A 24,497-nucleotide genomic window follows, 5' to 3' on the forward strand; every position below is an offset into this window, starting at 1 on the left:
GCTGGCGCGCAGCCTGCTCTCGGCCACGGCGAAGGATCTCGAGCCGCTGCTGCGCGAGGTGGCCGGGGCGGTCGGCGTGCCGGTGCTGGGGGTGGTCAGCGACGGGCAGACATCGATCCGTCGGGCGGTCGAGCGGGCCCTGCCGGGAGTGCCGCACCAGCTCTGCCAGTTTCACTTCCTGCGCGAGGCGGCGCATCCGGTCTTCGAGGCCGACCGGCATGCCAAGGTACGGCTGAAAGCCGAGGTGCGCGGGGTCCGGCCGATCGAGCGGGCGCTGGAGGGGCAGGACGACACGACGGCCGAGGTGGCCCGCGGCTACTGCGCCGCGGTGCGCAGCGCCATCACCGATGATGGCCGCCCGCCGCTGGCCGCCTCGGGGCTGCGGCTCAAGGCTCGGCTCGAGGCGGTGGCGGACAGCCTGGACCGGGTGAGGGAAAAAGGGGCGGCTCGGCGCCGCTCACGCAGTTGCGCCAACTGATCGGCCGCGGCCTGGAGCGCACGGCCGAGCTCTGGCCGGACATCGCGTGCGCCTATGACTGGGTGCACCGGGCGGCGCACATCCTGGGCAACGAGGCCGGCGAGGATGCCACCAAGGTCCAGCGCCGCTTTGACGGCCTGGTCGCCGCCATGGCCCGCCATCGCGCCAAGGCTGGAAGCCTGGCTGGGGCGATCGAGCACTTCGGCAAGGTCACCCGCAGCTACCGGCCGGGGCTGTTCCACTGCTACGCCATCCCCGACCTGCCGCGGACCGACAATGGCCTCGAGCAGCTGTTTGGCTCACAGCGCTACCACGAGCGCCGCGCCACAGGGCGCAAGACGGCCTCGCCTGCCATCGTGCTGCGCGGCGAGGTCCGGGTGATCTCGGCTATCGCAACGCGGCTGCATCCGCCCACCGCCCGCGAACTCGGGCGCGCCAATCGAACGCGATGGGCCGACCTCCAGCGCCGGCTCGCGCCACGGCATCAGGCACGAATCCTACGCACCCGCTTTCGGCGCGACCCCAAGGCCTACCTCGCCGAGCTGGAGCAGAAAGCCTGCCAGCCAGCTTTGCCAGCCTAGTTTTTTTCTCCGCCACCCTGCCTCGCCCCGCCGCGCAGGCTTGCGCCGGGTGGTCAGGGCGGGCGAGGCTGCACCGAGGAGATGCGCCCATGAGCCAGGCCCCCCTATTCCCGCCCGCCCGCGTGGTGCCGCTCGGCGGCGGGGCGAAGCTGATCTTTTGTTCCGGCGTCACCGCGCGCGGCAGCGCCGCCGCCGGCCGGCCGGTGCAGGACCAGGCGCGGGAATGCCTGGCCCGGCTGGAACGCGCCCTGGCCGGGGAGGGCGCCGAGCTGTCGCACCTGCTGAAGGTCACCACCTGGCTCTCCGACATGCGGCACTACGACGGCTTCAACGAGGTCCGCCGCGCCGCCTTCGCCGCCCTGGCAACGCCTCCCGCCAGCACCTGCGTCGGCGGCGCGCAATTCACCACCACCGATGTCTGCATCGAGATCGAGGGCATCGCCGTGGTGCCCGCGCTTGCGTGACCCTTCCCGCATGACCCTCATCGAGCATATCCGCGCGGAATCCGCCCGCCTCGCCGGGCTCTGCACCGCCTGCGGGGGCTGCGTGCGCGCCTGCCCGATGACGCCCTATGCCGCGGGCGTCGGGGCCGCCGATCCCGCTGCGGTCGCCTTCGGCATGCGCGACCTGCTGCGCGACGGGCCCGGCACGCCGGCGGCGCTCGCCTGGGTCGCCGCCTGCACCCGCAGCGGCATCTGCACGCCGGCCTGCCCCGAGCAGATCGACGCCGCCTTCATGCTGCGCCTGGCACAGTGGCGGGCGAAGGGCGCGCTGGGCGAGGCGCCGCGCATACCGGTGAAGGAGGACACGCAGTTCTCCCCCAAGGTGAAGGCCTTCGCGCGCCTGACGCTGACCGAGCAGGAGCAGGCCGAATGGCTGTAGACCATGCCGTCTTCTGGTACGGCTGCAACATGACGCGGCACGGCGAGGTCATCCGCGCCACCACCCGCATCCTCGAGCTGGTCGGGATGGATGCCGCGCCGGCCGGCGGCCCGGCCAGTTGCTGCGGCAGCCCGAAAGAGGCCAGCGCCCGCATCAGCGAAGGCATGGCGCGCCGCACCGTCACGCAGTTCAACGAGTCGGGCCGCGGCCAGGTCGTCACCTGGTGCCCTTCCTGCCACATGAACATGCAGGACAGCATGGCGCCGGTGACGCCCACGAAGTTCGAGACGGTCCACGTCACCGAGGCGCTCTGGGCCCGCCGCGACCGCCTCGCGCCGCTGCTGACGCAGCGGGTCGAAGCGCGCGTGCTGCTCCATGCGCATCACGGCTTCAACGGTCGCGTCGCGGTGAACGACCTCGTCCCCGCCCTGCTGCGGCTGATCCCCGGCGTCACGGTGGCCGAGCATCCATATCGGTCGCCTGGTCACATGTGCTCCTCCCTCGCCGCGGTGCCCGGTGCGCTGGCCGACGCGCATCGCGCGACGCTCTCCGCCATGTCGGAGACCGGCACCGGCACGCTCTGCACCATCTTCCATTCCTGTCACCGCGAGGCCGTGGCGCTGGAACGCCACGGGATACGGGTGCGCAACTGGATCCATCTGCTGGCCGAAAGCCTCGGGATCGAAGCCGAGGACGAGTACAAGGCCTGGCGCAACGCCGCCGATCCGCGCGCGGCGATCGGCGAGGACCGTATCCTGGCCGCCGGGGAGGTCGCCTTCGCCCGGCTGCTGGAGCCCGAGCTGCGCAAGCCGCCCGCCGTCTGAGGCAGCGTCCGGCCGGCGGCGGTTGCGCGGCTTTGTAACGGCAATCCATGATGCGGCGTCAGGCCGGGACCGCCGCATGCTCCGCTGGATCGAAGCCCACCTCGCGCGCAGCGTCCTGCTCGCCCTGGCCGGGGCCTTCGCGGCCTACGAGGCCTCGGCGCTCTTCCTCGCCTATTCCGCCGACGCCTATGTCACCACCGATGTCGTGCTGGTCGCGCCCGAGGTCGCCGGCCCGATCGCCGAGCTGCCGGTGCGGGAGAACCAGCGCGTCGCGGCCGGCACGCCGCTGCTGGCGATCGAGCCGCGGCCCTTCGCGCTGGCGCTCGCCTCCGCTCAGGCCGCGGTCGAGCTGGCGCAGCAGCAGCAGGCCCTGGCCGCCGATGCTGTGGCGGAAGCCGAGGCCGGCATCGCCGCCGCGGAGGCGGTGGCGCGCGATGCCGGCGCGGTGCTTGACCGCGAGCGCAGCCTCCTGCGCAGCGCCGACATCAGCGCTCAGCGGGTGGACGACGCCCGCCGCGACCTCGACGTCGCATCGGCGCAATTGCGCCGCGCTATGGCGGTCGCCAGCGTGGCGCGACGCCAGGTGGCGGTGCGCGCGGCCGAGGTCGCGGTAGCCGAGGCGGCGCGCGACCGTGCCCGCTACGACCTCGACCGCACGCGCCTCGCGGCGCCGGCCGCAGGCCGCATCGCCGCCTTCGAGCGCCGCGCCGGCGACTGGCTGGAAGCCGGTCAGGCGGTCTTCGCCGTGATCACCGACCAGGACTGGCGCGTGGTCGCCAACGTCACCGAACGCCATCTCGGCCGCATCGCCCCGGGGCAGCGCGCCTGGGTGCGGCTCGGCAGCGATCCCTGGCGGCTGCACGAGGGGCGGGTGCGCAGCCTCGGGCCGGCCATCGCGCGGTCGGCCATGCCGCAGGGCGTCATGCCCTATGTCCCGCCGCAGACCGATTGGGTCCGGCTGCCCCGGCGCTTCCCGGTCGAGATCACGCTGCCCGGCCTGGTGGGGCGCATCCCGGCCTTCCGCGGCGGCAATGCCAGCGTGCTGGTGCTCCATTGACCGCGCCGGGAAGGCTGACCCGGACCGGGCTGGTCGGTGCGCTCAGCGTGGTGTTCGCGGTGCTGGTGGCCCTGCGGCTCGGCCTGGACGATCCCTGGTGGGCGGCGATATCGGCCTGGATCGTTTCCAGCCCGGACCGGCGGCAGTTGCTGTCGAAGGCGGCGCAGCGGACCGGCGGCACGCTGCTGGGCGCGGTCGGGGGCCTCGGCGCAAGCGCGGCCTCGGCAGGGCAGCCGGTGCTGCAGGCCGTCCTGCTCTTCGGCATCGGTGCCTACGGCACCCGGGCGCGGTTCGGCCCGTCCCGCTTCGCCTATGCCTGGTTCTACGCCGCCATCACCGCGACGCTGGTGCTGGTGCAGAGCCTCGGCCCGGCCGGCGACCTCGATGCCTTCGCCCGTGCCCGCTGCCTGGAGATCGTCTGCGGCGTCGTGGTGGCGACGCTCTGCGACGCGGTGCTGGGCGGACCGCCGGAAGCGGCAGCGCCGGCCCCGGCCGGCGCGGCACCGGCCGCCGATCTCGACCGCCTCGGCCTGGTCGGCGGGCTGGTGCTGGCGCTGGTGCCGCTGCTCTGGGCGCAGTTCGAGCTGCCCTCGGTCGTGCAGGGCGCGATCACCGCGCTGGTGGTGCTGGACCGCGACATCGGCGCCGCCCGGGTGCGCGGGAGGCAGCGCATGCTGGGCTGCGTCCTGGGCGGAGGGCTCGGCGCGCTGCTGCTGGCGCTCGGCCCTGATGCCCTGTCGCTCTGGCTGGCGGCCTTCGGCGGCGGGCTCCTGGTCTTCGCCCGGCTGCACCATGGCGGCGGGCCGGACGCCTATGTCGGCACCCAGGGAGGGGTCGCGCTGATCATGGCCATGGCTTCCGGCAATGGCCCTCCGGACACGCTGCAGCCGGCGCTGGACCGGCTGGCGGGCGTCGTGCTCGGCACCGCGCTGGTGGTCGGCGTGTCGCTGCTGCTCGCGGCCGGTGCCCGCGCCCGTGCCGCCGGGGCTCAACCCGTGGCGTAAAGGTCGAGGCTCGCCGCCAGCTCCTCCCATTGCCGCAGGGTGCGGATCACCGACTGGCGGAAGGTCGCCGGGTCCTCGTAGCCCGGCGCGGTGTCGATGGCGCGCAGCCGGCGGACCATCTCCGGGCTGGTCGCCACGGTGCGGAAGGCGGTGGCCAGGCGGTCGAGGATCGGCGGCGGGACGCGCGCCGGGGCGAAGAGACCGGTGAAGCCGGTGAAGTCGAAGCGGCGGGAATAGCCGAGCTCGAGCAGCGTCGGCACCTCTGCCGCCAGCGACGGCACGCGGTCCGGACCGCCGGTCGCCAGCGGCCGGATGCGCCTGGCGCGGATCATCTCGCCCGAGGCCGGCATGCCGTGGAAGCCGCCGTGGAAGCTGCCGGAGAGCAGGTCCTGCAGCATCGGCGCCTCTCCCCGGTAGGCGACCTGCGTCACCCGCAGCCCGGCCTCCTGCGCCAGCAGCAGGGCATAGGCGTGGCCGGTCGAGCCCTGGCCGTAATTGCCGAAGGCGAGGTCGCGGTTGCGGCCCCATGCGACGAACTCCGCCAGGGTGGTGACCGCGGCCGGCACGGTCGGCCCGACGCAAAAGGTGATGGCGGTGGTGCCGAGCCGCCCGAGCGGGAAGAAATCCCCCACCGGGTCATAGGGGAAGCGGCGGAAGGTGACTGGCGCCTGGACATGGGTGGTGATGTTGTAGAGCAGCGTGTAGCCGTCCGGCGCCGCCTTGGCCGCCGCTTCGGTGCCGACCATCCCGCCGGCCCCGGCGCGGTTCTCGATCAGGATGGGCTGGCCGAGCTCGGCCTGCATCGCCTCCGCCACCATGCGGGCCCAGACATCGGTGCCGCCGCCGGGCGGAAAGGGGACGATGAAGCGGACCGGGCGGTCGGGGTAGCGGGTCGGGGTCCGCTCCTGCGCGATGGCGGGGGCGGCGAGCGCCTGGGCGGCAAGGCCCAGGAGGGGGCGGCGGCGCATCTGGTGATCCTCCCGTGCGGCCGCTCTGCGGCGGCTGCGCGGGACTAGCTTGGATCATGCCCGGGCCGGCGGAGCGGAGCGGAATCCGTCCGCTCCAAGGATCGTGAGCCGCGCGTCACCCCTCGGCGGTGATCCCCAGCCGGTCCACCAGCCCCTGCCAGAAGGCCAGGTAGTTCTCGACATCGGCGCGGAAGGCGGCCGGCGGCAGGTACTGCGCGATGGTGTCGGTCTCCGCCATGCGGCGCAGCACCTCGGGCCGCGCCATGGTCTCGCGGAAGGCGTCCTCCAGCGCGCCCAGGATCGGCTCCGGCGTGCGCACCGGCGCGAAGAGGCCGATGAAGCCCGAATTGCCGAAGTAGTCGGGATAGCCGAGCGAGACGAAGGTCGGCACCGCCGGCAGGCTGGGGATGCCGCCGCGGCCGAGGGTCGCCAGCGGCCGCAGCCTGCCGCTGCGGATCTGCTCGCCGGAGGCGGTCATCGAATGAAAGGCGCAGCTGACCCGGCCGCCCAGCATGTCCTGCAGCAGCGGCGCCTCGCCGCGGTAGTGCACCGCGGTCATGTCGAGGCGCTCGAGGTCGGAGAAGGCCTGGGCAAGGGCATGGCCGGAGGAGCCGGGCGAATAGGTCCCGAAGGCGAGCTGCTTCCCCTTCGCCCAGGCGACGAACTCCTTCAGGGTCTTCGCCGGGTTGTCCTCGCGCACGCAGAGCGGCAGCGGCGTGGTGCCGAACTTGCCGAGGAAGGCGAAATCATCGAGCTGATAGGGCCAGCGCCGCAGCACGACCGGCGTCTGCACGAAATTGGCGATGTGGAACAGGATGGTATGGCCGTCCGCCGGAGCGTTCTTCACCGCCTCGGTGCCGATCAGGCCGCCGGCGCCGGCGCGGTTCTCGATCACCACGGGCTGGCCGAGAATGCCGGCCATGGGCTCGGCGACGAGCCGGGCCCAGATATCGGTGGCGCCACCGGCCGGCAGCGGCACGACCATGCGGATGGGCCGGTTGGGATAGGGTGCCTGGGCGAGCGCCGGGGTGGCGAGCAGTCCGGCGGTGAGCGTGGTGAATGCGCGGCGGCGCATATGTATCCTCTCCTGGTGGGTTTTGCCCGAGGCTATAGCGGTTTGCCGACGGAGGTGAACGCGGCATCGCCGGTGCCAGAGGCTTTCGGCGACGGCGAACCGCCTCCGGCCGGGCCGTCCCGCCTGGGCGCGACTGGCTGCGGCACGGCCGGAGACAGTCGCGGATCCATACGGCCCGTTTCCCCTGGCGAGTCGGCACGTCCCGCGGCGGCCCCTGATCCGCATTGCGGAATCACTATTTCGGGTTGATAGATTTACTTTCCGGAACCGCTTCACGGTATAGGGATCGTGCCGGCCACCCGGCGTTCCCCTCGCTCCCGTTCCATTCCCGAGGTCGCCATGGTCACGCCAAGCCGCGCCGGTCCCGCCGCGGGTCCAGTGCTCGTGCTCCTCGACACCTCCTTCGCGCTGATCGCGTGGCCGCTGGCGCTCTGGCTCGCCCTGTCCGGCCTGGCGAGGGCCCCATGGCCCGGCATGCCGGCGGCGGCGCTGCACCCGCTGGCCTGCGTGCTGTTCCTTTATGCGCTCGGCCTCTACCGGCGCGACGCGCTGCAGCAGACCCGCCGCTCGCTCGGCCGGGCGCCCTTCGCGGTGCTGCTCGGCAGCGCCGGGGCCTCCATCCTTGCCACCCTGCTGCCGCCGCCCTTCGGCGCGCCCCAGGCCGGGCTGCTCTTCGCGGCGGCCGTCCCATGCTTCACCCTGACGGCCTTCGCCGCCCGCGTGGCGCTGCTCCTCTTGCGGAATCGGGGCGCCTTTCGCCGCCGGCTCATCATCGTCGGTGCCGGGGAACGGGCCTTCGACCTGACCGTGCTGCTGCGCCGCGAGGGCGGCACGCTGGGCTACGATGTCGGGCTGATCCGCCACCCCGCCGATGCCGCGGTCGATTCCCGGCTGGCCCGCGACCCCAATTGCGTGGTGCTGCCGGCCGAGGGCGGCATCCTCGCGGCCGTACGGGCATTCGGCGCCGACCAGATCGTCGTCGCCCCGGACGACCGCCGCGGCCTGCCGATGGAGGCGCTGCTGGCCTGCCGCACCTCGGGCTACCCGGTGCACGAATACCTGCCCTTCCTCGAGAACGAGATCGGCCGCATCGACATCAAGCGGATCGAGCTCGGCTGGCTGCTCTATGCCGACGGCTTCCATTTCCGCCCGCTGGATCTCGCCCTGAAGCGCGCCCTGGACGTCGCCGCGGCGGCGCTGCTGCTGGTGCTGTCCGGCCCGGTGCTGCTGGCCGCGGCACTGGCGGTGCGGCTGGAGGACGGCGGGCCGGCGCTGTACCGGCAGTCCCGGGTGACCCAGGGCGGCCGGGTCTTCCGCATCATGAAGCTGCGGACCATGCGGATGGATGCGGAGAAGGCCGGCGCGGTCTATGCCCAGGCGCGCGACCCACGCATCACCCGGATCGGCAACTTCCTCCGCCGCACGCGGATCGACGAGCTTCCGCAGCTGCTGAACGTGCTGGGCGGCGACATGAGCTTCGTCGGGCCGCGGCCGGAGCGGCCGGAATTCACCGCCGATCTCGGCCATAAGCTGCCGCTGTACGAGGAGCGGCACCTGGTGCGGGCCGGGCTGACCGGCTGAGCGCAGGTGAACTACCCCTACGGCGCGTCACTCGACGACAGCCGCTCGAAGCTCAGCTACGACCTGTTCTACGTGAAGAATTTCGGCGTGCTCTTCGACCTGCTGATCATCCTGCAGACCCTGCGGGTGGTGCTCTGGCCGGGCAACACGGTGCGCTGAAGGCCCTACCGGTCGGGATAGTCCCGGCCCAGCCGCGGCCTGTAGGCGGGCAGGGACCAGCCGCGCCGGATCGCCACGGCGCGGATGCCGAAGGCGACCGCCATGCCGGCCAGCAGCGCCGGGTCGCGCCAAACGCCCTCGACCCGCAGCAGCACGTAGACGGCGGCACCGGCCAGCGCCGCGAGCGCATAGATTTCCTTCCGCAGCAGCAGCGGGATCTCGTTGCAGATCACGTCGCGGGCGACGCCGCCGAAGGTCGCGGTGACGACGCCGAGCAGCACCGCCGCCCAGGGCCTGGCGCCGGCCAGCAGGGCAATCTCCGCCCCCAGCACGGCGAAGAGCGCGAGGCCGACCGCATCGGCCCAGAGCAGCGCGCGGAAGCGGCTCTCGATCCGGTGGGCGGTGAAGAAGACCGCCACGGCCACGCTGCTGGCCACCGCCAGCCAGGTCGGGTCGCGCAGCCAGAAGGGCGGGGTGCGGCCGAGCAGCAGGTCGCGCAGCGTGCCGCCGCCGAAGCCGGTGACCGCGGCGATCAGGATGAAGCCGACCGCATCCATCCGCTTGCGCGAGGCGACCAGCGCACCGGAGGCGGCGAAGACCGCGATGCCCGCGAGGTCCAGCCAGCGCAGCAGGGCGTCGAGCGCGGTCACCTCAATCCCGCAGCGCCCGCCGTGCCGTCCGCGCCCGCCACCACATCGCCAGGCCGAAATAGCCGAGCGCCAGCGGCAGCAGTCCGAGCAGCACCACGAAGATGCGGTGCGGCAGGCCGAAGGCGGTGCCGGCATGCAGCGCGGTGAACCAGGCGCCGAGCCGCCCGGCCGGATGCGGCAGCGCGACGGTCAGGGCGCCGGTCGCGGTCTCCACCGTCACGACCTGCTCCTCGCCCGGCCAGGCCTTTGGCGGTGCGAAGGCCATGGTGACCCGGCCCGTCTCGCCCGGCGGGTCGAGCCAGACCAGGTGCCAGCCGGGCCGCGCCGCCTCGGCAAGGGCGAGCGCCCCGGCCAGGTCCACCCGGCCGTCGCCCGGCACCGGCGGCGGCTGCGGCGTGGCGTGGGTGACGCGGTAGAGCAGCCGCTGGGTGGTTTGCGGGAAGGACAGCGCCAGTCCGGTGCCGACCGCGACCAGCAGGGGCAGCAGGGCGCGCAGGGCGAGCGCGGTGTGCAGGTTGGCCAGCCGCCGCCGGCCGCGCAGCCCGGCCCTGGAGAAGACCCTCTCCCGCCAGGAGACCACGGAGGGCCAGGCGGCGAGGACCAGCCCCGCCAGCAGCAGCCCCAGCACCGGCAGGCCGAGGAAGCCGACGAAGCGCTCGCCGTTCCGGATCAGCAGGTTGCGGTGCAAATTGTAGGCGGTGTGGATCAGTTGCCCGCCCCAGCGTACCTCGCCCAGCACGGCGCCGGTGGCTGGGTCGAGGTGCAGGCTGGTGCGGCCGCCTGTCGCCAAGCGGAAATCGGCGCGGAAGCTCTCGCCCGGGGCGGTCGGCGGATGGACGCGGAGCGGGCCGCCATCGGCCTCGGGCAGCGCTGCCGCGGCGGCCTCGACCAGGGCGGGTAGCGGCAGGAAGGGACCACCGGTAGGCGCGGCGACATGCCGCGTTTCGATCTCCGGCATGAAGGCCATGAGCGCGCCGGTCAGGCCGAGCAGGACGAACCAGGCGCCGACGCCCAGCCCGAGCCAGCGGTGCAGGCGCCGCAGGAGCTTCGCCATGCAGCCCTACTCGGCCGGAACCGCTTCCGGCGCCCGTGCCGCACGGGCCGATCCCTGGGCGCTGCCGGCGCAAAGCAGCGAGAGCCCGAGCAGCCCGGCCACCACCGGCAGCACCAGCCCGGGATGCCCCATGTCGATGAGGAAGCCGAGCGGCACCGGGGTGATGGCGGAACCCAGGGGAAGGCCGGAGGAAACGAAGCCGAAGACCTTCCCGATCTGCCCGGGCGGGCAGGCATCTTTCAGCATGACGTCGCGCGGGGTGCGGGAGGTGCCGAGCGCCAGGCCAGCGCAGATCGCGACGACCGGCAGCGCGGCCTCCGGCAGGGGCATCAGGCCGGGCAGCAGCAGCAGCGCCATGGCGACGAGGGTCAGCACGCTGACCATGCCGAAGAGGTTGCGCTTCGACTTGTCGGCGATCCAGCCGCCGACCAGCGTGCCGCAGGTGGCGCCGATCATGTAGCCGGTGAGCGCCGCGGAGGCGACCAGCACCGGCGTGCCCCAGAGCTTGCCGAGGACGGTGACAAGCCAGGACTGAATGCCCGAGCCGGCCATCGAGGAAAGCAGGAAGAAGGCGAAGAACAGCAGCATGGGACGGCTGAGCAGCAATTCCCGCCCGCCCGGCCCGTCCTCCTTCATCCTATGCTTGGCCTGGTCGCGCAGCACGCCGCTCTGCAGCAGGATGGCGGCGACCACGGGGATGCCGAGCAGCCCGACGGTCAGCAGCGCCATGCGCCAGTCCATCAGCGTGAGCAGCAGGGCGATGACTGGCGGGGCGAGGGCGAAGCCGAGATTGCCGGTGAAGGTGTGCAGCGCGAAGGCGCGGCCGAGGAAGCCCTTGCTGATGCTGCCGGCCATGATGGCGTAGTCGGCGGGGTGGATGACGCTGTTGCCGATGCCGGACAGCACGGCCAGCGGCAGGATCATCCAGAAGGCCGGCGCGAAGGCCATGGCGGAGACCGAGAGCGCCATCAGCAGGGTGCCGCCGACGAGGAAGGGCCGCGCGCCCCAGCGGTCCACCCAGAAGCCGACCGGGGTCTGCAGCAGGGCGGTGGTGCCGCTCATCAGCGCGACGGAAAGGCCGAGCGTGGCGTAGGAGACATCGAATTCCTGGCGCCACACCAGGAAGAGCGGCGGCAGGCACAGCATGTAGAAGTGCGAGAGGAAATGGCCGGTGCCGATCAGCGCGACGATGCGCGCGTCGCGGGCGGGCGGCGGCTCAGGCGGCATGCCGGGCGGGGCTCCGTGGTCTGCGATGACGCGAAACTGCGCCGCCGGCCGGACGGGGTCAATGCGAAGCTGGCACCGCTCGCGCGGAGGTTGGGTCAGGTGGTGAGCGGCGGCGGGAACCAGTTCTCGGCCAGGACCTCGGTGTTGAGGTCAACATAAGGCCCGGCGGGGTCGGGCAGCAGCGCCATCACCGACGGGCTATCGAACTGATCGAGGTCTAGGTCCCGCCGCAGGGATCCCGCTGCACGGGACCGAAGGGGTCGCCGGCGAGCTCGGTCCGGGCGGCCCGGAAGGAGGGGTTCTCCGCAAAGACATCGCGGAGTTGGTCGCGGAAGCCGTTCACTTCCTTCTTCCAGCGGCGCTCGGACTGGCGGTCGGGATGCAGGCGCAGCTTCAGCAGATGCTGGATCACATGCAGCGGCAGGCTGCGGGCGGCGCGCCGCTGAAACTCGCCCGAGTCCTCGATCTCCTCGGCGAGGTGGTTGAGGTCGAGCGCATTCGGACGCAGCGCCTCCGGCCAGGCGCGTAGAAGGGCCGCCCGGTCCTGGGTGCAGGCATAGAAGTCGCATTCGTGGAGCCAGGCGGCCTCGGACATGGAAAAGACGACAGGCATGCCGCGGGCCGATTTCCGCGCTCACGCCGCGGCGGCCAGGTCGGCGGCCGAGAGGCTCTCCCGCAGGAAGCGCATCAGCGGCTCGGCCAGCGGGTTCTGTCCAGCCGCGTCGCCGAAGAGGCACATCTCGACCGTCCCGAGCGCCGGCAGGCCCGGCACCTCGGCGAGCCCCGGCGGCAGCCCGCCGCGGCCGAGCACGGTCAGCGCGAAGCCGGCCTGCGCGGCGGCCGCGACGCCGAGAAGGCTGGCCGAGGTATAGACGACCTCGAAGGCGAGACCTGCCCGGGCCAGCGCCGCCAGCGCGCGGTCGCGGAACATGCAGCCGGGGGGCAGCATCGCCAGGGGCAGGGGGCGCTCCTCCGGCGCCTGCCAGTCCGGGGCGGCAACCCAGACCACGCTCTCGGTCCAGATCGGCCGGCCGGCCGTCTCGCCGTCCCGCCGCTTGCCGAGCACCAGGTCGAGCGCGCCCTTCTCCTGCGCCGACCGCAGTTCGTGGCTGCGGCCGACCTCCACCTCCAGCCGCACCTCCGGCCAGGTGCGGGCGAAGCGGGCGAGCAGGGGGGCCAGGTTGCGCGGGACGAAATGGTCGGCGACGCCCAGCCGGAACCGCCCGGCAACCGGCGGTGCCACCAGCCGGCGCACCGCCTCGTCGTTCAGCGCCAGGATGCGGCGGGCGTAGGCCAGCAGGGTCTCGCCGTCGCGGGTCAGGGCGATCGAGCGGCTGGTGCGTTCGAAAACCCGGCGCTGCACCAGATCCTCGAGCCGCTTCACCTTCAGGCTGACGGCGGACTGGGTGAGGCCGAGCGCCTGGCCGGCAGCGGTGAAGCCGCCGCGTTCCGCCACGGCGACGAAGCCGCGGAGCAGGTCGAGGTCGAGGTCGGGAATGCGCATGGCATGAGGATCGCTCATGCCATGCGCGGGTTCAAGAAGCGGTCGCTATGGATTAGACGTCCTCGTCGTCGAACCCGCCGCCCGAGGCGTCGTCATAGCCGGCATTGCCGGTATCGAAGCCGCCATTGTCGAAGCCGCCGCCGGTCGCGTCGTCGGGCAAGGCACTGGCATCCTGCCCGCCGCCGCCCCAGCCCTGGTCGGCCGCCGCGGTGCCGGGATCGGTCCAGGGGGAGGAGGTCGGCACGGCTTCCTGGCCGAAGCCGCCGGCGCCCTCAAAGCCTGCCGCCTGAGCGGCGCCGCCATGGCCCGACAGGGCGCCCATCAGCATGTTGCCGAGCACCATGCCGCCGGCGACGCCGGCCGCGGTGGTCAGCGCGGTGCCGAGGAAGCCCGAGCCGCCACGTCCCTGCTGCAGCATCCCCGGATTGTAGCCCGGCGGGTAGACCGGCTGCGGCGGCGGTGCCATGCGCGGCTGCGGCCGGGCGCCGCCGCCGAACATGCCGCCGAAGAGCCCGCCGCGCGACTGCTGCGAGGCCTGCGCCTGGGACTGGGCGTTCTGCACCTCCCATTCCAGCTGGCGGATGCGGTTCTGCGCCTCGACCAGCGCCGCTTCCTGCACGAAGGCGGTCTGGGTGATGCGGTAGCGCGCCTCGGGGTAGCGGTTGAAAAGGTCGTTGATCAGCGTATCCGCCTCGCGGTCGACCGGCGGCAGCGGCGGCCGGGCCTGGGTGGCCGGCACGCTGCTGCTACCCCAGGGGCTGGCGGCGGCGGGGGCGGGCGCCGCGCCGGCAACCCGTTCGACATACTGGGTGATGATGCGGCGCTCTTCGTCGTTCATGGGTCCTCGGTCTCCCCTTGGCCGGGCGGGGCGGAGCGGATCACCGGAAGGTCCCGCCGGCCATGCGCCCGCGACGTGGCCCGGCGCGCTCCGGCTTTCAAGCTGGTCGCGGGGGTAAAATGAATTTCAGGCAATCTTTGCCGGCAGGCCAAGCCGGCGCCACTCGATCACCGGGCAACGGTCCTGCACGAAGCGCAGCCCCGCGGCGCGCGCCCGCGCCCCCGCCGCGTCGTCGACGACGCCGAGCTGCAACCAGACCGTGCGGGCGCCGAGGCGGATCGCCTCGTCCACCACGGCGCCGGCCTCCTCGCTGCGGCGGAAGACGTCGACCATGTCGAGCGGCGCGGCGTCCTCCAGCGCGGCCACCACCGGCGCGCCGTGCAGGCTGCGCCCGGCGATGCCCGGATTGACCGGGGTGATGGCATAGCCGCGGTCCACAAGGAAGCCGCTGACGCCATGACTTGGCCGCACCGGCCGGTCGGAGGCACCGACCACGGCGATGCGCCGGGTGGTCAGCAGGATGTCGCGGATCTCATCATCGGTCATGGCAAAGGTTCCTCTCCGTCGGCGCCAACGCGCCAGGGCCGCAACGGGTCAGAATTCTTCCAGCAGCCGGTCGGCGATGCCGTTGGCCCGGAGCGCATGCCAGCAGGTCGCGGCATTGATGGCGATCACCGACTTCGATGTCGCGCACCACGCCGAAGCCCATCTCGCCGAAATACCGCGCGACCTCGGCATTCATCACCGGCCAGTAGGGCGACAGCACGGCGATCCGCTTCACCCCGCCATAGGCGTGCAGCGCGGCGGTGCAGGCATGGCTGCCGAGGCTGATGCCGAGGCCGGAGACCTCCCCGACCGAGCGGCTGAAGGCATCCGCCCCCATGCGCCGCCGAAGAAGGTGACCGCCGGTATGCCCATGACGAGGTAGTCGGGCGCGCAGGTCATCACGCTGCGGACCGCGTCGAGCACGTTGCCGCCGATGACCTCGATCCCGGCGCGGAAGCTCTCGTCGCTGACCGCATCGGCATTCCGGGTGTAGATGCGGCTGTAGTGGTTGGTCACGCCGACCGGCCGCAGCGCGTCGAAGTCCGGCTGCACGATGGTGTTGGTGGAGGGGCCCATAACGCCGGATTTCCGCCGCCAGCCCAGCATGTCGCGCATCGGCCCGATCCCCTTCGCCCGGCGGCGGCATCCTGCCATGGGCGGGGAAACCAGCTAGCGGGCACTTGCAGGGGGGGGGGGCACTCGCAGGGGACGCTTGCCAGCGCGCGCGCCAATGGGCATCACACGCCCATGGGCCTGTAGCTCAATGGTCAGAGCGGACCGCTCATAACGGTTTGGTTGCAGGTTCGAGTCCTGCCGGGCCCATGTTCCTTGTCTGCCGGGCGAGTCGGTCCAGGCCTCCGCGGCACCTGTCACGTGAACTGCATGCCGCCATTCACCTGGACCGTCTGCCCCGTCATGAAGGCATTGCCGGCGACCATCAGCACGGCCTGCGCCACCTCCTCGGCAGTGCCGAGCCGGCCCATCGGAACCTTCCTCGCGTAGTCCTCCGAGCCCGCGCGGACCATGTCGGTCTCGATGAGGGACGGCGCCACGGCGTTCACCGTGATGCCGGCCTGCACCAGCCGCGCGGCATAGCCCCGCGTCAGCCCCTCCATCCCCGCCTTCGAGGCATTGTAGTGCACCCCGATCACCCCGCTGCCACGCGCGGCGCCGGAGGAGATGTTGACCACCCGGCCCCAGCCGCGCGCCCGCATCCCGGGCAGCACCGCCTGGGTGCAGAGCCAGGCGGATTTCAGGTTCACCGCCAGGGTGCGATCGAACTCCGCCTCGGTCAGCGCCTCGATGTCGCGGCGGAGCGCGATGCCGGCGTTGTTGACCAGCAGGTCGATCGGGCCGAGCCCGGCCTCGATCCGGGCCATCATGGCGGTGACGGCGGCGCCCTCGGCGACATCGGCGGCGACCGCGAGCGCGCGGCGGCCCAGGCCGCGGATGGCGGCGGCGGCCGCCTCGGCTTCCGCCGCGCGCTCGCGGTAGTTCACCGCGACATCGGCCCCCGCTTCGGCCAGGGCCAGCGCCACGGCGCGGCCGATCCCGCGGGAGGCGCCGGTGACGAGGGCGACGCGCCCGGCGAGGTCGGGTCCGGTTGCCATGGCGTCAGCCCTCCTGCGCCGCGAGCCAGGCGCGGATCTCCGCGTCATGCTCGCCGAGATCGGGGGCGCGGCGGCGGATGGTGGCGGGCGTCCCCTCCAGCCGCACCGGCGGCGCCAGGTGCGGCAGGCTGCCGCGTTCGCCATCCTCGAAAGGCACCACCAGGCCGCGCGCCCGGCCCTGCGGATGTGCCAGCGCCTCGTCGTAGGAGAGCACCGGCTCGGAGGGGATGCCGGCCGCGCCGAAGGCCTCCAGCCATTGCGCGCTCGGCCGTTGCGCCAGCGCCGCCTGCAGGATCCCGACCAGCGCGGCATTGTTGGCGACGCGGTCGGCATTCGTCCGGAATCGCGCATCCTCCGTCAGCTCCGGCCGGCCGACGATGCCGCAGAGCGCCCGCCAGAACTTCTCCTTCGAGGCGCCGAGCGTCAGGTAGCCGTCCTGCGTGCGGAAGACGCGGTAGGGCGCCGAGCCGCGGTGCAGTTGCCCGAGCCGCTGCGGCCGCGTGCCATGGGCGAAGACATGCGCGGCCTCGTAGACGCCGAGCGAGACCCCGGCCTCGAACAGCGACTGGTCGATCCGCTGGCCCAGTCCCGTGCGGTGCCGCGCCTGCACCGCGCCGAGCACGGCGACCGCGGCATACATCCCGGCCGTGACATCGGTGATGGCGATCGGCAGGCGGTATGGCTCGCCCTCCGCCGGACCGTTGCCGGCCATCAGCCCCGACATGCCCTGCGCCATCATGTCGAGCCCGCCATGCTCCGCCCACGGCCCGGTCTGGCCGAAGCCGGAGATCGAGCACCAGATCAGCCGCGGGTTCGCGGCATGCAGCGCCTCCCAGCCGAGGCCGAGCCGGTCCAGCGTGCCGGGGCGGAAATTCTCGACCAGAATATCGGCCCGCGCCGCGAGCCGCCGGACAAAGCCGACGTCCTCGGCCTGCTTCAGGTCGGCGGTGGCGCTGCGCTTGTTGCGGTTCCAGACGGCGAAGGGCTGGCTGCGTCCTTCCACGAAGGGCGGCATGCGGCGGGCATCGTCGCCGCCATCCGGCCGCTCCACCTTGATGACCTCGGCGCCCATGTCGCCGAGCAGCATGGTGCAGTAGGGGCCGGAGAGAAAATTCGTCAGGTCGAGCACCACCAGCCCGTCGAGCGCCGCCTGCATCGGACCCTTCCCCATTTTGCCGCAGGGTCGGGGCCACGGTGCGGGGCTGTCAAGCCGGGCGCCCTCCGCGCCCGCGGTCATCGGCATGCCGCATCGCGCCGGGCCGGACCGGGACCCCTGCGGTGCCGGCCTGACCTGCGCCGCGGATGCGCTATGCTGTGTCGGTCATCGCAGCCGCCACCGGAAGGACAGCACGCCGATGGATACGCATCCCAGCAGCAGCCTCGCCGATCCTCGGCTCGACCGCCTGGCGGAACTCGCCGTCCGGGTCGGCCTCAACCTGGCCCCGGGGCAGGAACTGGTGATGACCGCGCCGGTCGAGGCGATCGACCTGTCCCGCCGCATCACCGAGCAGGCCTATCGCGCCGGGGCCTCTCTGGTGACGACCTTCTTCTCGGACGACCAGGCGGCGCTGGCCCGCTACCGCCATGCGCCGGAGGAAAGCTTCGATGCCGCGCCCGGCTGGCTCTATGACGGGATGGCGAAGGCCTTCCGGCGCGGCGCGGCGCGGCTGGCCATTGTCGGCGACGACCCGACACTGCTGGCCGGCCAGGACCCGGACAAGGTGGCCCGCGCCAACCGCGCCCGCTCCGCGGCCTATCGCCCGGCGCTGGAACTGATCACCGCCACCGCCATCAACTGGACCCTGGTCGCCGCCGCCACGCCGGCCTGGGCCGCCGCCGTCTTCCCCGACCTGCCCGAGGCCGAGGCCGTCGCGCGCCTGTGGGACGCGATCCTCGCGGCTTCCCGCGCCGACCAGCCGGACCCGGTCGGTGCCTGGGCGGCGCACAACGCGGCGCTGATGGCGCGGCGGGTGATGCTGAACGAGCGGCGTTACGCCGCCCTTCGCTTCCGCGGCCCGGGCACCGACCTGAAGGTCGGGCTGGCCGCGGGCCATGCCTGGATGGGCGGGCTCTCCACCGCGAAGAACGGCATCACCGGCAACCCGAACATCCCGACCGAGGAGGTCTTCACCACCCCCGATGCACGGGTGACGGAGGGCGTGGTCGCCGCCACCAAGCCGCTCGCCTACCAGGGCACGCTGATTCGGGACATCCGCGTCCGCTTCGAGGCCGGGCGGATCACCGAGGCCAGCGCCAGCACCGGCCAGGCGGTGCTCGAGCGGATGATCTCCACCGACGAGGGCGCGCGGATGCTGGGAGAGGTGGCGCTGGTCCCGGCCTCCAACCCCATCGCCGGCAGCGGGCTGCTGTTCTTCAACACCCTCTTCGACGAGAACGCCGCCAGCCACATCGCCCTCGGCCAGGCCTATTCGCGCTGCTTCGTCGACAAGGCGCTGTCGCCCGAGGCGCTGGACGCGGCCGGTGCCAACCGCAGCCTGATCCATGTCGACTGGATGATCGGCTCGGCCGAGACCGAGGTGGACGGGCTGGATGCCGAGGGCCGGGCCGAGCCGCTGATGCGCCGGGGCGAATGGGTCCGCTAGGGGCGTTCCGGCGGGCGTGCGAGTCGGCCCGACTCGGTGCTATGCTTCCGGGATGGATCACGCCGCCGAGTCGCCGTCCGCCGAACCCGCGCAGATGCCGTGGGACTTCCATCCGGCCCTGACCGAGGACCGCCTGCGCATCTGCGGCCGCATGCTCGCCAATGCCCGGCGCGACGCGCTGGCCATGGCGAGCTACGAACTCGGCGACGATCCCTGGTCGGTCGGCTGCCGCGCCTTCGCCTTCGGCCGCCACCGGCTGAAGCGCGCGGCGCAGTCGGGCGAGTATCCCTGGCTCGAGGTGCTGGACGACAGCGCGCATTTCGTCTTCGTCATCGGCTCGAACGGGCAGGGCGTGCCGGTGCGCTTCTACCGCGGCGCCGCGGACGAACCGACCGAGCGCACGCTGAAGCGTCAGGAGATGGAGGCCGAGCAGCTCTGCCTCGCGCTCGGCGAGGAAGCCGCCGAGGGCCTGGTCTTCCGCTTCGCGGTCGAGACCGGGGAGGGCGGCCGGGTCGAGCGCGTGGTCTTCCTGGCGCTGCGGGGCGAGGACCGGGTCGAGTGCTTCTGGCCGGTTCCGCTGGACCTGCCGGCAGCCTCTGCCGGCGCGGCGGAGCAGCTGCGGCTCATCGCCGATGACGGCTATGCCGGCCCGGCGCCGCATGTGCCGGGCGGCCCGCCGCCGGCCGTGCCGGCGCTGCCGCGGCGCAAGCCGGCCTCCCCGCTGCAACGGCGCCAGGCGGGGCTGTTCTGACCGGGCTTTCCTGAGCCCGGGCAGGGCGCGACGGGCCCTTGTCTGCCCGTGCCGGCACGCCATCTCCGCCGGTCGGAACGATTCCGCGGCACGGCGCGGCGGGGCGGACTGGCAGGAGGACGCGCGGGGCATGGCTGGGAAGGCCGCGATGCCGCAGGGCATCACGCCGGGCGAACGCGGGCTGGAACAATCCTTCGGCCGCGCCACCGCGATCCTCGATGCGCTGGCGGCCGCCGGCGGCACCGGGCTGCGCTTCGTCGACGTCGTGCGGCTCTCCGGCCTCAGCCAGACCACCGCCCACAGGATGATCGCCGCGCTCTCGGCGCATGGCTTCGTCGAGCAGGATGGTCCCGGCGCCCGCTACGTGCTGGGCATGCGGCTCGCCGGCTGGGCCTTTGCCGCCGGCAACCGCTTCGGCCTGGCAGAGGTGGCGCGGCCGGTCATGCATGCGCTTTGCGATGCGACCGGGGATACCGTCTACCTCACGCTGCGCTCCGGCGACATGGCGATATGCGTCGCCCGCATCGAGGGCGCCCACCCCGTCCGTGCCCTGGTGGTGAAGCCGGGGGACCGGCGGGTGCTGGGGCTCGGCGCCGGCAGCGTCGCGCTGCTCGCCTTCCTGCGCGACCGGGCGGAGATCGAGCGGCTGCTGGCCTTGCCCGAGCAGCAGGCCGGCCGCACCGCGCGCGGGGTGGACGAGGCGCGGGTGCGGCAATGGATCGAGGCCTCCCGCCGCGACGGTTATACCCTGGTGCACGACCTGGTGCCTGGCACCAGCGGCATCGGCCTGCCGATCTTCGGCCGGGATGGCGACCCGGTGGCGGCGCTCAGCCTCGCGGCCGTCCCGAGCCGCCTGGCGCCGCCGCGGCTGGCCGAGGTACTGCGGCTGGTGCGATCCGCAACTGCCGAAATCGAGGGCAGGATGCGCCCCATCCTTGCCATTCGTGCTGCGGAATGAAGCAGGGGCTTGACCCGGCGTTGAGCGCGTGGTCCCCTTGAGCGGAAGATAATTTCCGGTCAACGGAAAAATCGGTCGTGCAACCGCAAGCGGCCGCGTAGGGAGTGAGTATGTTCCGCCTTCGGGCGCCGGGCCGCGGCGATCGTGCCGCGGCCCGGTTCGCCTTCCCGAATTCCGCCCCGATAGCGCAGGAGCCCGCGTCATGACGCTCGGCGGCAAGGCGGCCGTGACCGGCATCGGTGAAACCGACTACACGCGCGACGCCGGCGGCCGCGGCGTGCTGACCTTGCAGCTCGAAGCCTCCCTCGCGGCGATCGCCGATGCCGGCCTGCGGCCCGCCGAGATCGACGGCATTGTCATGCCGATCGGGCTCGGCGCCACGGTCGCCGAGGATTTCGTCACCAATCTCGGCATCCCCGACCTGCGCTTCTCAACCACCACGCCGCTCGGCGGCGCCGGCGCGGTGGCGGCGGTGCAGTGCGCCGCGGCGGCGGTCGCGGCCGGGCTCTGCCGGCACGTGCTGCTGCCGCTCGGCCGCACCGGGCGCACCGGCAGCCGGATCGGCGCCCGCATCCACCAGATGCCGCAATTCCGCACGGTCGGCGAGTTCGAGGCGCCGGTCGGCGCCCTGGCCCCGGCGCAGTACTATGCGCCGATGGCGCGGCGGCACATGGAGCTGTTCGGCACCACCAGCCGGCAACTGGCGGAGATCGCCGTCACCACGCGGCAGCACGCCATCCTCAACGGCAATGCGACCATGACCGCGCCTATGACGATCGAGGACCACCAGGCCTCGCGCATGATCGCCGACCCGCTGCGGCTGCTGGATTGCAGCCTGGAGAGCGACGGCGCCGCCGCGGTGGTGGTCAGCAAGGCGGATGCCGCCGGCGACCTGCGCCAGCCGCGCGTTCTGCTGACCGGCCTGGCCGAGGGGCATCCGGACAGCCCGAGCACCATCACCCAGCGGCCCGACATGACGCGGCTCGGCCTCGCCAAGGCGGCGCCGCGCGCCTTCGCCATGGCGGGCGTGACCCCGGCCGATATCGACGTCGCCGAGATCTACGACTGCTTCACCTATATCGTGCTGTGCCAGCTGGAGGACCTCGGCTTCTGCGGCAAGGGGGAGGGTGGCGCCTTTGTCGAGGGCGGCGCGCTCGGCCTCGGCGGCCGGCTGCCGGTGAACACCCATGGCGGGCTGCTCTCGCAGTCGCACATGGCGGGCATGAACCATGTGGTCGAGCTGGTGCGGCAGCTGCGCGGCCAGGCCGGGCGGGCGCAGGTGGCGGATGCGGAGGTCGGGCTGGTGACCGGCTATGGCGACCTCGGCGACGGCACCATCGCCATCATGGCGAGGGCCTGATGATCACCGCCATGCCGAGCAAGCCGGTGCCCGAGCCGACGCCGGAGAGCCGTCCCTATTGGCAGGGCCTGGCCGAGGGGCGACTGGTGCTGCAGCGCTGCGCCGATTGCGGCCGGGTGCGGCATTATCCGCGGCCGCTCTGCGATGCCTGCCACTCCTTCGCCGCCGACTGGGTCGAGGCGAGCGGCGCGGCGACCCTGCATAGCTGGACCGTGGCGCACCATCCCTACCACCCCGCTTTCCGCGCCGAGCTGCCCTATGTGCTGGCGACCGCCGATCTCGCGGAGGGCGTACGGCTGGTGGCGCAGTTGCGCGGTGCGGCGGTGCTGCGGCTCGGCCTGCCGCTGCGTATCGGCTTCGAGCCGGCGGGCGAGGGACTGGTGCTGCCGGTGCTGCGACCCGCCGGCTGAAGAAGGCCGGTGAGAAGGTTTTCTCCCCGGACACCTCATCTCTTTCTGTGAATCTGGCACTCGCCGCGCGACGAGCGCCGGCTCACACAAAGGAATGGAGGGGCTCGGGGAGGAAACACTTGTTCCTCCCGACCTTCTTGCCTCGCGCTCAGGCCGCCGCCCGGGTCGGCGCCGCCGGACCCCAGGATTTCAGCACCGGCAGCACTTCCTTCGCAAATAGCCGCAAGCCCCGTTCCGCGACCTCGAAGGGCGTGCCGCCGAAGCGGAAGGCGACGTTCAGCTCGAACTCGCCGATCACCCGGCGGCGCTCCTCGAGCCCGCGCAGGATGCGATCGGGCGTGCCCCAGCTCGCGGCCTGCATGAACCCCTTCACCGCGCCGGCGAGCCCGGCCTGGCGGGCGATCTCAGCCTTCTGCTGGTAGGAGTCATAGCCCTTCACCGTGCGGAAATGCTCGCCCAGGAATTCATAGTGGTAGAAGTTGCTCTCGACGAACTTGCCCTGGTACTGCAGCGCCTCGGCCTCGGTCGCCGCCAGGTCGGTGCCGCAGACCACGAACTCGGTCATCATCAGCGCCGGTTGCTCATTGCCGTGGTATTGCCGGTGCAGCTGCCGGCCGCGCTCGATCACCGGCAGCCGCATCTCCCAGGGCCGGTCGGCGAACATCACCATGTGGGCGCCGAGCTTGGCGGCGGAATGGACGGAATCCTCGCTCGACGCCACGGCATACAGGCGACCGTCGAAGCTGCGCTCCGGCCGCGGCCGGATCTCGACGCGCGGCTGCCTGTAGTGCTTGCCATTGCCTTCCATGAAGCCGGTGCGCAGCGCCTCGATGATCATCGGCGCGGCTTCGTCGAAGCGTTCGCGGGATTCGTCCATGCTGATGCGGAAGGCCTCGAATTCCCGCCGCGCCAGGCCGCGCCCCAGGCCGAGCCGCAGCCGGCCATTGCTCAGCAGATCGAGCACGGCGGCATTCTCGGCGACGCGCAGCGGGTCGTGCCAGGGCAGGATGACGGCGGCGGTGCCGATGTCGACATCGGGGCAGACCGCGGCCAGGTGCGTCATCAATTGGATGTTGTCGGGCACGAAGGAGTAGTCGGCGAAATGGTGCTCGGCCGACCAGAGGCAGTCGAAGCCGCTGTCGGCGGCGATCCGCGCCAAGCGCAGTTCCTCCTGCCAGACCTGGCTGTCCTTGATGTTGTCCCAGCCATAGCTGCTGAACAGCAGCATCATGCCGACATCCATGGCGTCGCTCCCTTGTTCGTTCGGCGCGGGGGCTGTCGATGCCGCCGCGCCATTGCCGCGACGCTACCGCCCTTGCCGGGCAGGCTTCAACCATCGCCATTCCGGCACCCCTGGCCCTGCTGGCGAACCGGTCTATCCTGGCCGCCGGGAAACGCCCCGAGGAGAGACCCGCCCATGACCGCACCCGAGCGCCTGCGCGCCCTGCTGGCCGAGCCCGGCTTCATCGTCATGCCCGCGGTCTGGGATGGGCTGAGCGCCAAGATGACGGCTGCCGCTGGGTTCAGGACAGCCTTCCTCTCCGGCTCCTGCTGCGCCGCAAGCCGGCTCGGCGGGGCGGATCTCGACCTGATCTCCTTCGGCGAGATGTTCGACAGCTTCGTCATGGTGCACCGGGCCGCGCCGGACCTGCTGGTGCTGGCCGATGGCGACCACGGCTATGGCAACGCGATGAACGTGCAGCGCACGGTGCGCGCCTATGGCCAGGCCGGCGCCGCCGCCATCCTGATCGAGGACAAGATCACCCCCCGCGCCCTGACCAGCGCCGGCAAGCCCTGCCTGCCGCGCGAGGAGGCGCGGATGAAGATCCGCGCCGCGGTGCAGGCGGCGAAGGACAGCGGCATCCTGGTCCTCGCGCGGACCGATTGCCGGCCGACCCAAGGGATCGACGAGGCAGTGGCGCGGATCGAGATCTTCGCCGCCGAGGGCGCCGACATCTTCCTGCTCGACAGCCCGGCCGACGACGACGAGATGCGCCGCGCGGTGGCGGCGACCGGCGGCAAGCCATCCTTCTCCGTGCTCTCGCCCGGCGGCGCCCGGGCGACCCCGACCTCGGCTGAGGCCGCGGCGCTCGGCTTCAAGATCGGCACCTTCCCGACCGGGATGCTCTCCCCCGCGGCCGCCGGCATGCAGGCGGGCCTTGAGGCGCTGCGCGCCGGGCAATCCGCCGCGGCCGGGGCCATGCCGCCGGCCGCCCTGCGCGACCTGCTCGGCTATGGCGACTACGACGCCGCGGCGAAGCCCTTCATCCTCGGCGGCTGAGCGCACCGGGTCGGGCGGCAAGCAGGGCGACGGAGCCGCCCGTCCGGGCCGAAACGGTCCGTGCCCCTGCCTTTGCCGGGCTTGCTGGTGCAGGCC

25 protein-coding genes, 1 tRNA gene and 2 pseudogenes are annotated in these 24,497 nt (G+C 72.6%); 14 read left to right on the plus strand and 14 right to left on the minus strand.

The window, feature by feature from the left end; translation table 11 throughout:
* The 6 genes and pseudogenes from E2C06_RS39465 to E2C06_RS18735 form a co-directional block, all read left to right on the plus strand.
* Positions 1-1,059 (plus strand): annotated as a pseudogene (locus E2C06_RS39465) (ISNCY family transposase); the annotation flags it as partial.
* An 89-nt stretch (positions 1,060-1,148) separates the two neighbouring features.
* Positions 1,149-1,523, plus strand: a complete 375-nt coding sequence (locus E2C06_RS18715) for a RidA family protein (protein WP_133290140.1) — start codon at positions 1,149-1,151, stop codon at positions 1,521-1,523.
* A gap of 10 nt (positions 1,524-1,533) precedes the next feature.
* Positions 1,534-1,941, plus strand: a complete 408-nt coding sequence (locus E2C06_RS18720; RefSeq protein WP_133290141.1) for a (Fe-S)-binding protein — start codon at positions 1,534-1,536, stop codon at positions 1,939-1,941.
* On the plus strand, positions 1,932-2,765 hold the full coding sequence (locus E2C06_RS18725) for a (Fe-S)-binding protein (RefSeq protein ID WP_133290142.1): 834 nt from the start codon (positions 1,932-1,934) through the stop codon (positions 2,763-2,765). Before E2C06_RS18720 ends, E2C06_RS18725 begins: the two co-directional genes overlap by 10 nt.
* Before the next feature lie 76 nt (positions 2,766-2,841).
* Positions 2,842-3,822 (plus strand): HlyD family secretion protein, encoded by a 981-nt coding sequence (locus tag E2C06_RS18730; RefSeq protein WP_133290143.1) that lies wholly within the window; start codon positions 2,842-2,844, stop codon positions 3,820-3,822.
* Positions 3,819-4,826 carry an FUSC family protein gene (locus E2C06_RS18735; RefSeq protein ID WP_133290144.1) on the plus strand — a complete coding sequence of 336 codons (1,008 nt, stop codon included), beginning with the start codon at positions 3,819-3,821 and terminating at the stop codon, positions 4,824-4,826. The genes E2C06_RS18730 and E2C06_RS18735 overlap by 4 nt, the downstream gene beginning before the upstream one ends.
* Here E2C06_RS18735 and E2C06_RS18740 read toward each other — a convergent pair.
* On the minus strand, positions 4,811-5,794 hold the full coding sequence (locus E2C06_RS18740) for a Bug family tripartite tricarboxylate transporter substrate binding protein (protein WP_133290145.1): 984 nt from the start codon (positions 5,792-5,794) through the stop codon (positions 4,811-4,813). The genes E2C06_RS18735 and E2C06_RS18740 overlap by 16 nt on opposite strands.
* A 115-nt stretch (positions 5,795-5,909) precedes the next feature.
* Complete coding sequence (locus E2C06_RS18745) at positions 5,910-6,869, minus strand: Bug family tripartite tricarboxylate transporter substrate binding protein (protein ID WP_165982485.1); 960 nt, start codon at positions 6,867-6,869, stop codon at positions 5,910-5,912.
* Between the two features lie 474 nt (positions 6,870-7,343).
* Here E2C06_RS18745 and E2C06_RS40620 point away from each other — a divergent pair.
* Positions 7,344-8,609: pseudogene (locus tag E2C06_RS40620) on the plus strand (TIGR03013 family XrtA/PEP-CTERM system glycosyltransferase).
* A gap of 5 nt (positions 8,610-8,614) precedes the next feature.
* Here the strand turns inward: E2C06_RS40620 and E2C06_RS18755 are convergent.
* The 9 genes from E2C06_RS18755 to E2C06_RS18790 all read right to left on the minus strand — a co-directional run bounded on the left by E2C06_RS18755 (position 8,615) and on the right by E2C06_RS18790 (position 15,043).
* On the minus strand, positions 8,615-9,259 hold the full coding sequence (locus E2C06_RS18755; RefSeq protein WP_206664587.1) for a trimeric intracellular cation channel family protein: 645 nt from the start codon (positions 9,257-9,259) through the stop codon (positions 8,615-8,617).
* A 1-nt stretch (position 9,260) separates the two neighbouring features.
* Positions 9,261-10,313, minus strand: a complete 1,053-nt coding sequence (locus E2C06_RS38765; protein WP_133290149.1) for a PepSY-associated TM helix domain-containing protein — start codon at positions 10,311-10,313, stop codon at positions 9,261-9,263.
* A 6-nt stretch (positions 10,314-10,319) separates the two neighbouring features.
* Positions 10,320-11,540: an MFS transporter gene (locus E2C06_RS18765; RefSeq protein ID WP_133290150.1), complete on the minus strand. Its 1,221-nt coding sequence runs from the start codon at positions 11,538-11,540 to the stop codon at positions 10,320-10,322.
* Positions 11,541-11,757: 217 nt separating this feature from the next.
* On the minus strand, positions 11,758-12,153 hold the full coding sequence (locus E2C06_RS18770) for a DUF29 domain-containing protein (protein WP_133290151.1): 396 nt from the start codon (positions 12,151-12,153) through the stop codon (positions 11,758-11,760).
* A gap of 21 nt (positions 12,154-12,174) precedes the next feature.
* Complete coding sequence (locus tag E2C06_RS18775; RefSeq protein ID WP_133290200.1) at positions 12,175-13,044, minus strand: LysR family transcriptional regulator; 870 nt, start codon at positions 13,042-13,044, stop codon at positions 12,175-12,177.
* Between the two features lie 52 nt (positions 13,045-13,096).
* A complete protein-coding gene (locus tag E2C06_RS18780; RefSeq protein ID WP_133290152.1) occupies positions 13,097-13,882 on the minus strand; it encodes a DUF2076 domain-containing protein in 786 nt (261 codons plus the stop codon).
* A 126-nt stretch (positions 13,883-14,008) separates the two neighbouring features.
* Positions 14,009-14,428 carry a CoA-binding protein gene (locus E2C06_RS18785; protein ID WP_133290153.1) on the minus strand — a complete coding sequence of 140 codons (420 nt, stop codon included), beginning with the start codon at positions 14,426-14,428 and terminating at the stop codon, positions 14,009-14,011.
* On the minus strand, positions 14,418-14,663 hold the full coding sequence (locus E2C06_RS38770) for a hypothetical protein (protein WP_206664588.1): 246 nt from the start codon (positions 14,661-14,663) through the stop codon (positions 14,418-14,420). Before E2C06_RS38770 ends, E2C06_RS18785 begins: the two co-directional genes overlap by 11 nt.
* Positions 14,660-15,043: a hypothetical protein gene (locus E2C06_RS18790; protein WP_206664589.1), complete on the minus strand. Its 384-nt coding sequence runs from the start codon at positions 15,041-15,043 to the stop codon at positions 14,660-14,662. The genes E2C06_RS38770 and E2C06_RS18790 overlap by 4 nt, the downstream gene beginning before the upstream one ends.
* A gap of 134 nt (positions 15,044-15,177) precedes the next feature.
* On the opposite strand from E2C06_RS18790, the gene E2C06_RS18795 reads away from it, so the two are divergent.
* Positions 15,178-15,250: transfer RNA gene (locus E2C06_RS18795), tRNA-Ile, on the plus strand.
* A 47-nt stretch (positions 15,251-15,297) separates the two neighbouring features.
* Here E2C06_RS18795 and E2C06_RS18800 read toward each other — a convergent pair.
* Together E2C06_RS18800 and E2C06_RS18805 are read right to left on the minus strand one after the other, a co-directional pair.
* A complete protein-coding gene (locus E2C06_RS18800; protein ID WP_133290154.1) occupies positions 15,298-16,038 on the minus strand; it encodes an SDR family NAD(P)-dependent oxidoreductase in 741 nt (246 codons plus the stop codon).
* 4 nt (positions 16,039-16,042) lie between these two features.
* Positions 16,043-17,194 (minus strand): CaiB/BaiF CoA transferase family protein, encoded by a 1,152-nt coding sequence (locus tag E2C06_RS18805; protein ID WP_165982487.1) that lies wholly within the window; start codon positions 17,192-17,194, stop codon positions 16,043-16,045.
* Positions 17,195-17,393: 199 nt separating this feature from the next.
* Between E2C06_RS18805 and E2C06_RS18810 the strand changes: the two genes are divergently transcribed.
* The 5 genes from E2C06_RS18810 to E2C06_RS18830 all read left to right on the plus strand — a co-directional run bounded on the left by E2C06_RS18810 (position 17,394) and on the right by E2C06_RS18830 (position 22,120).
* Positions 17,394-18,641, plus strand: coding sequence for an aminopeptidase (locus tag E2C06_RS18810; RefSeq protein WP_133290156.1), 1,248 nt, complete (start codon positions 17,394-17,396; stop codon positions 18,639-18,641).
* 94 nt (positions 18,642-18,735) lie between these two features.
* Positions 18,736-19,392 carry a hypothetical protein gene (locus E2C06_RS18815; protein WP_133290157.1) on the plus strand — a complete coding sequence of 219 codons (657 nt, stop codon included), beginning with the start codon at positions 18,736-18,738 and terminating at the stop codon, positions 19,390-19,392.
* 130 nt (positions 19,393-19,522) lie between these two features.
* Positions 19,523-20,350, plus strand: a complete 828-nt coding sequence (locus tag E2C06_RS18820) for an IclR family transcriptional regulator (RefSeq protein ID WP_165982488.1) — start codon at positions 19,523-19,525, stop codon at positions 20,348-20,350.
* A gap of 202 nt (positions 20,351-20,552) precedes the next feature.
* Positions 20,553-21,710 (plus strand): thiolase C-terminal domain-containing protein, encoded by a 1,158-nt coding sequence (locus E2C06_RS18825; RefSeq protein ID WP_133290159.1) that lies wholly within the window; start codon positions 20,553-20,555, stop codon positions 21,708-21,710.
* The gene (locus E2C06_RS18830; protein WP_206664590.1) at positions 21,710-22,120 is read left to right on the plus strand and encodes a Zn-ribbon domain-containing OB-fold protein; all 411 of its coding nucleotides are present in this window, start codon (positions 21,710-21,712) and stop codon (positions 22,118-22,120) included. Before E2C06_RS18825 ends, E2C06_RS18830 begins: the two co-directional genes overlap by 1 nt.
* Before the next feature lie 148 nt (positions 22,121-22,268).
* Here E2C06_RS18830 and E2C06_RS18835 read toward each other — a convergent pair whose 3' ends face one another.
* On the minus strand, positions 22,269-23,363 hold the full coding sequence (locus E2C06_RS18835; protein WP_133290160.1) for an LLM class flavin-dependent oxidoreductase: 1,095 nt from the start codon (positions 23,361-23,363) through the stop codon (positions 22,269-22,271).
* Positions 23,364-23,537: 174 nt separating this feature from the next.
* Between E2C06_RS18835 and E2C06_RS18840 the strand changes: the two genes are divergently transcribed.
* Positions 23,538-24,401 (plus strand): isocitrate lyase/PEP mutase family protein, encoded by an 864-nt coding sequence (locus E2C06_RS18840; protein WP_133290161.1) that lies wholly within the window; start codon positions 23,538-23,540, stop codon positions 24,399-24,401.
* The last annotated feature ends 96 nt before the right edge of the window (positions 24,402-24,497 follow it).

This window comes from Dankookia rubra, from assembly GCF_004355005.1.
Classification (GTDB): Bacteria; Pseudomonadota; Alphaproteobacteria; order Acetobacterales; family Acetobacteraceae; genus Paracraurococcus; species Paracraurococcus ruber_A.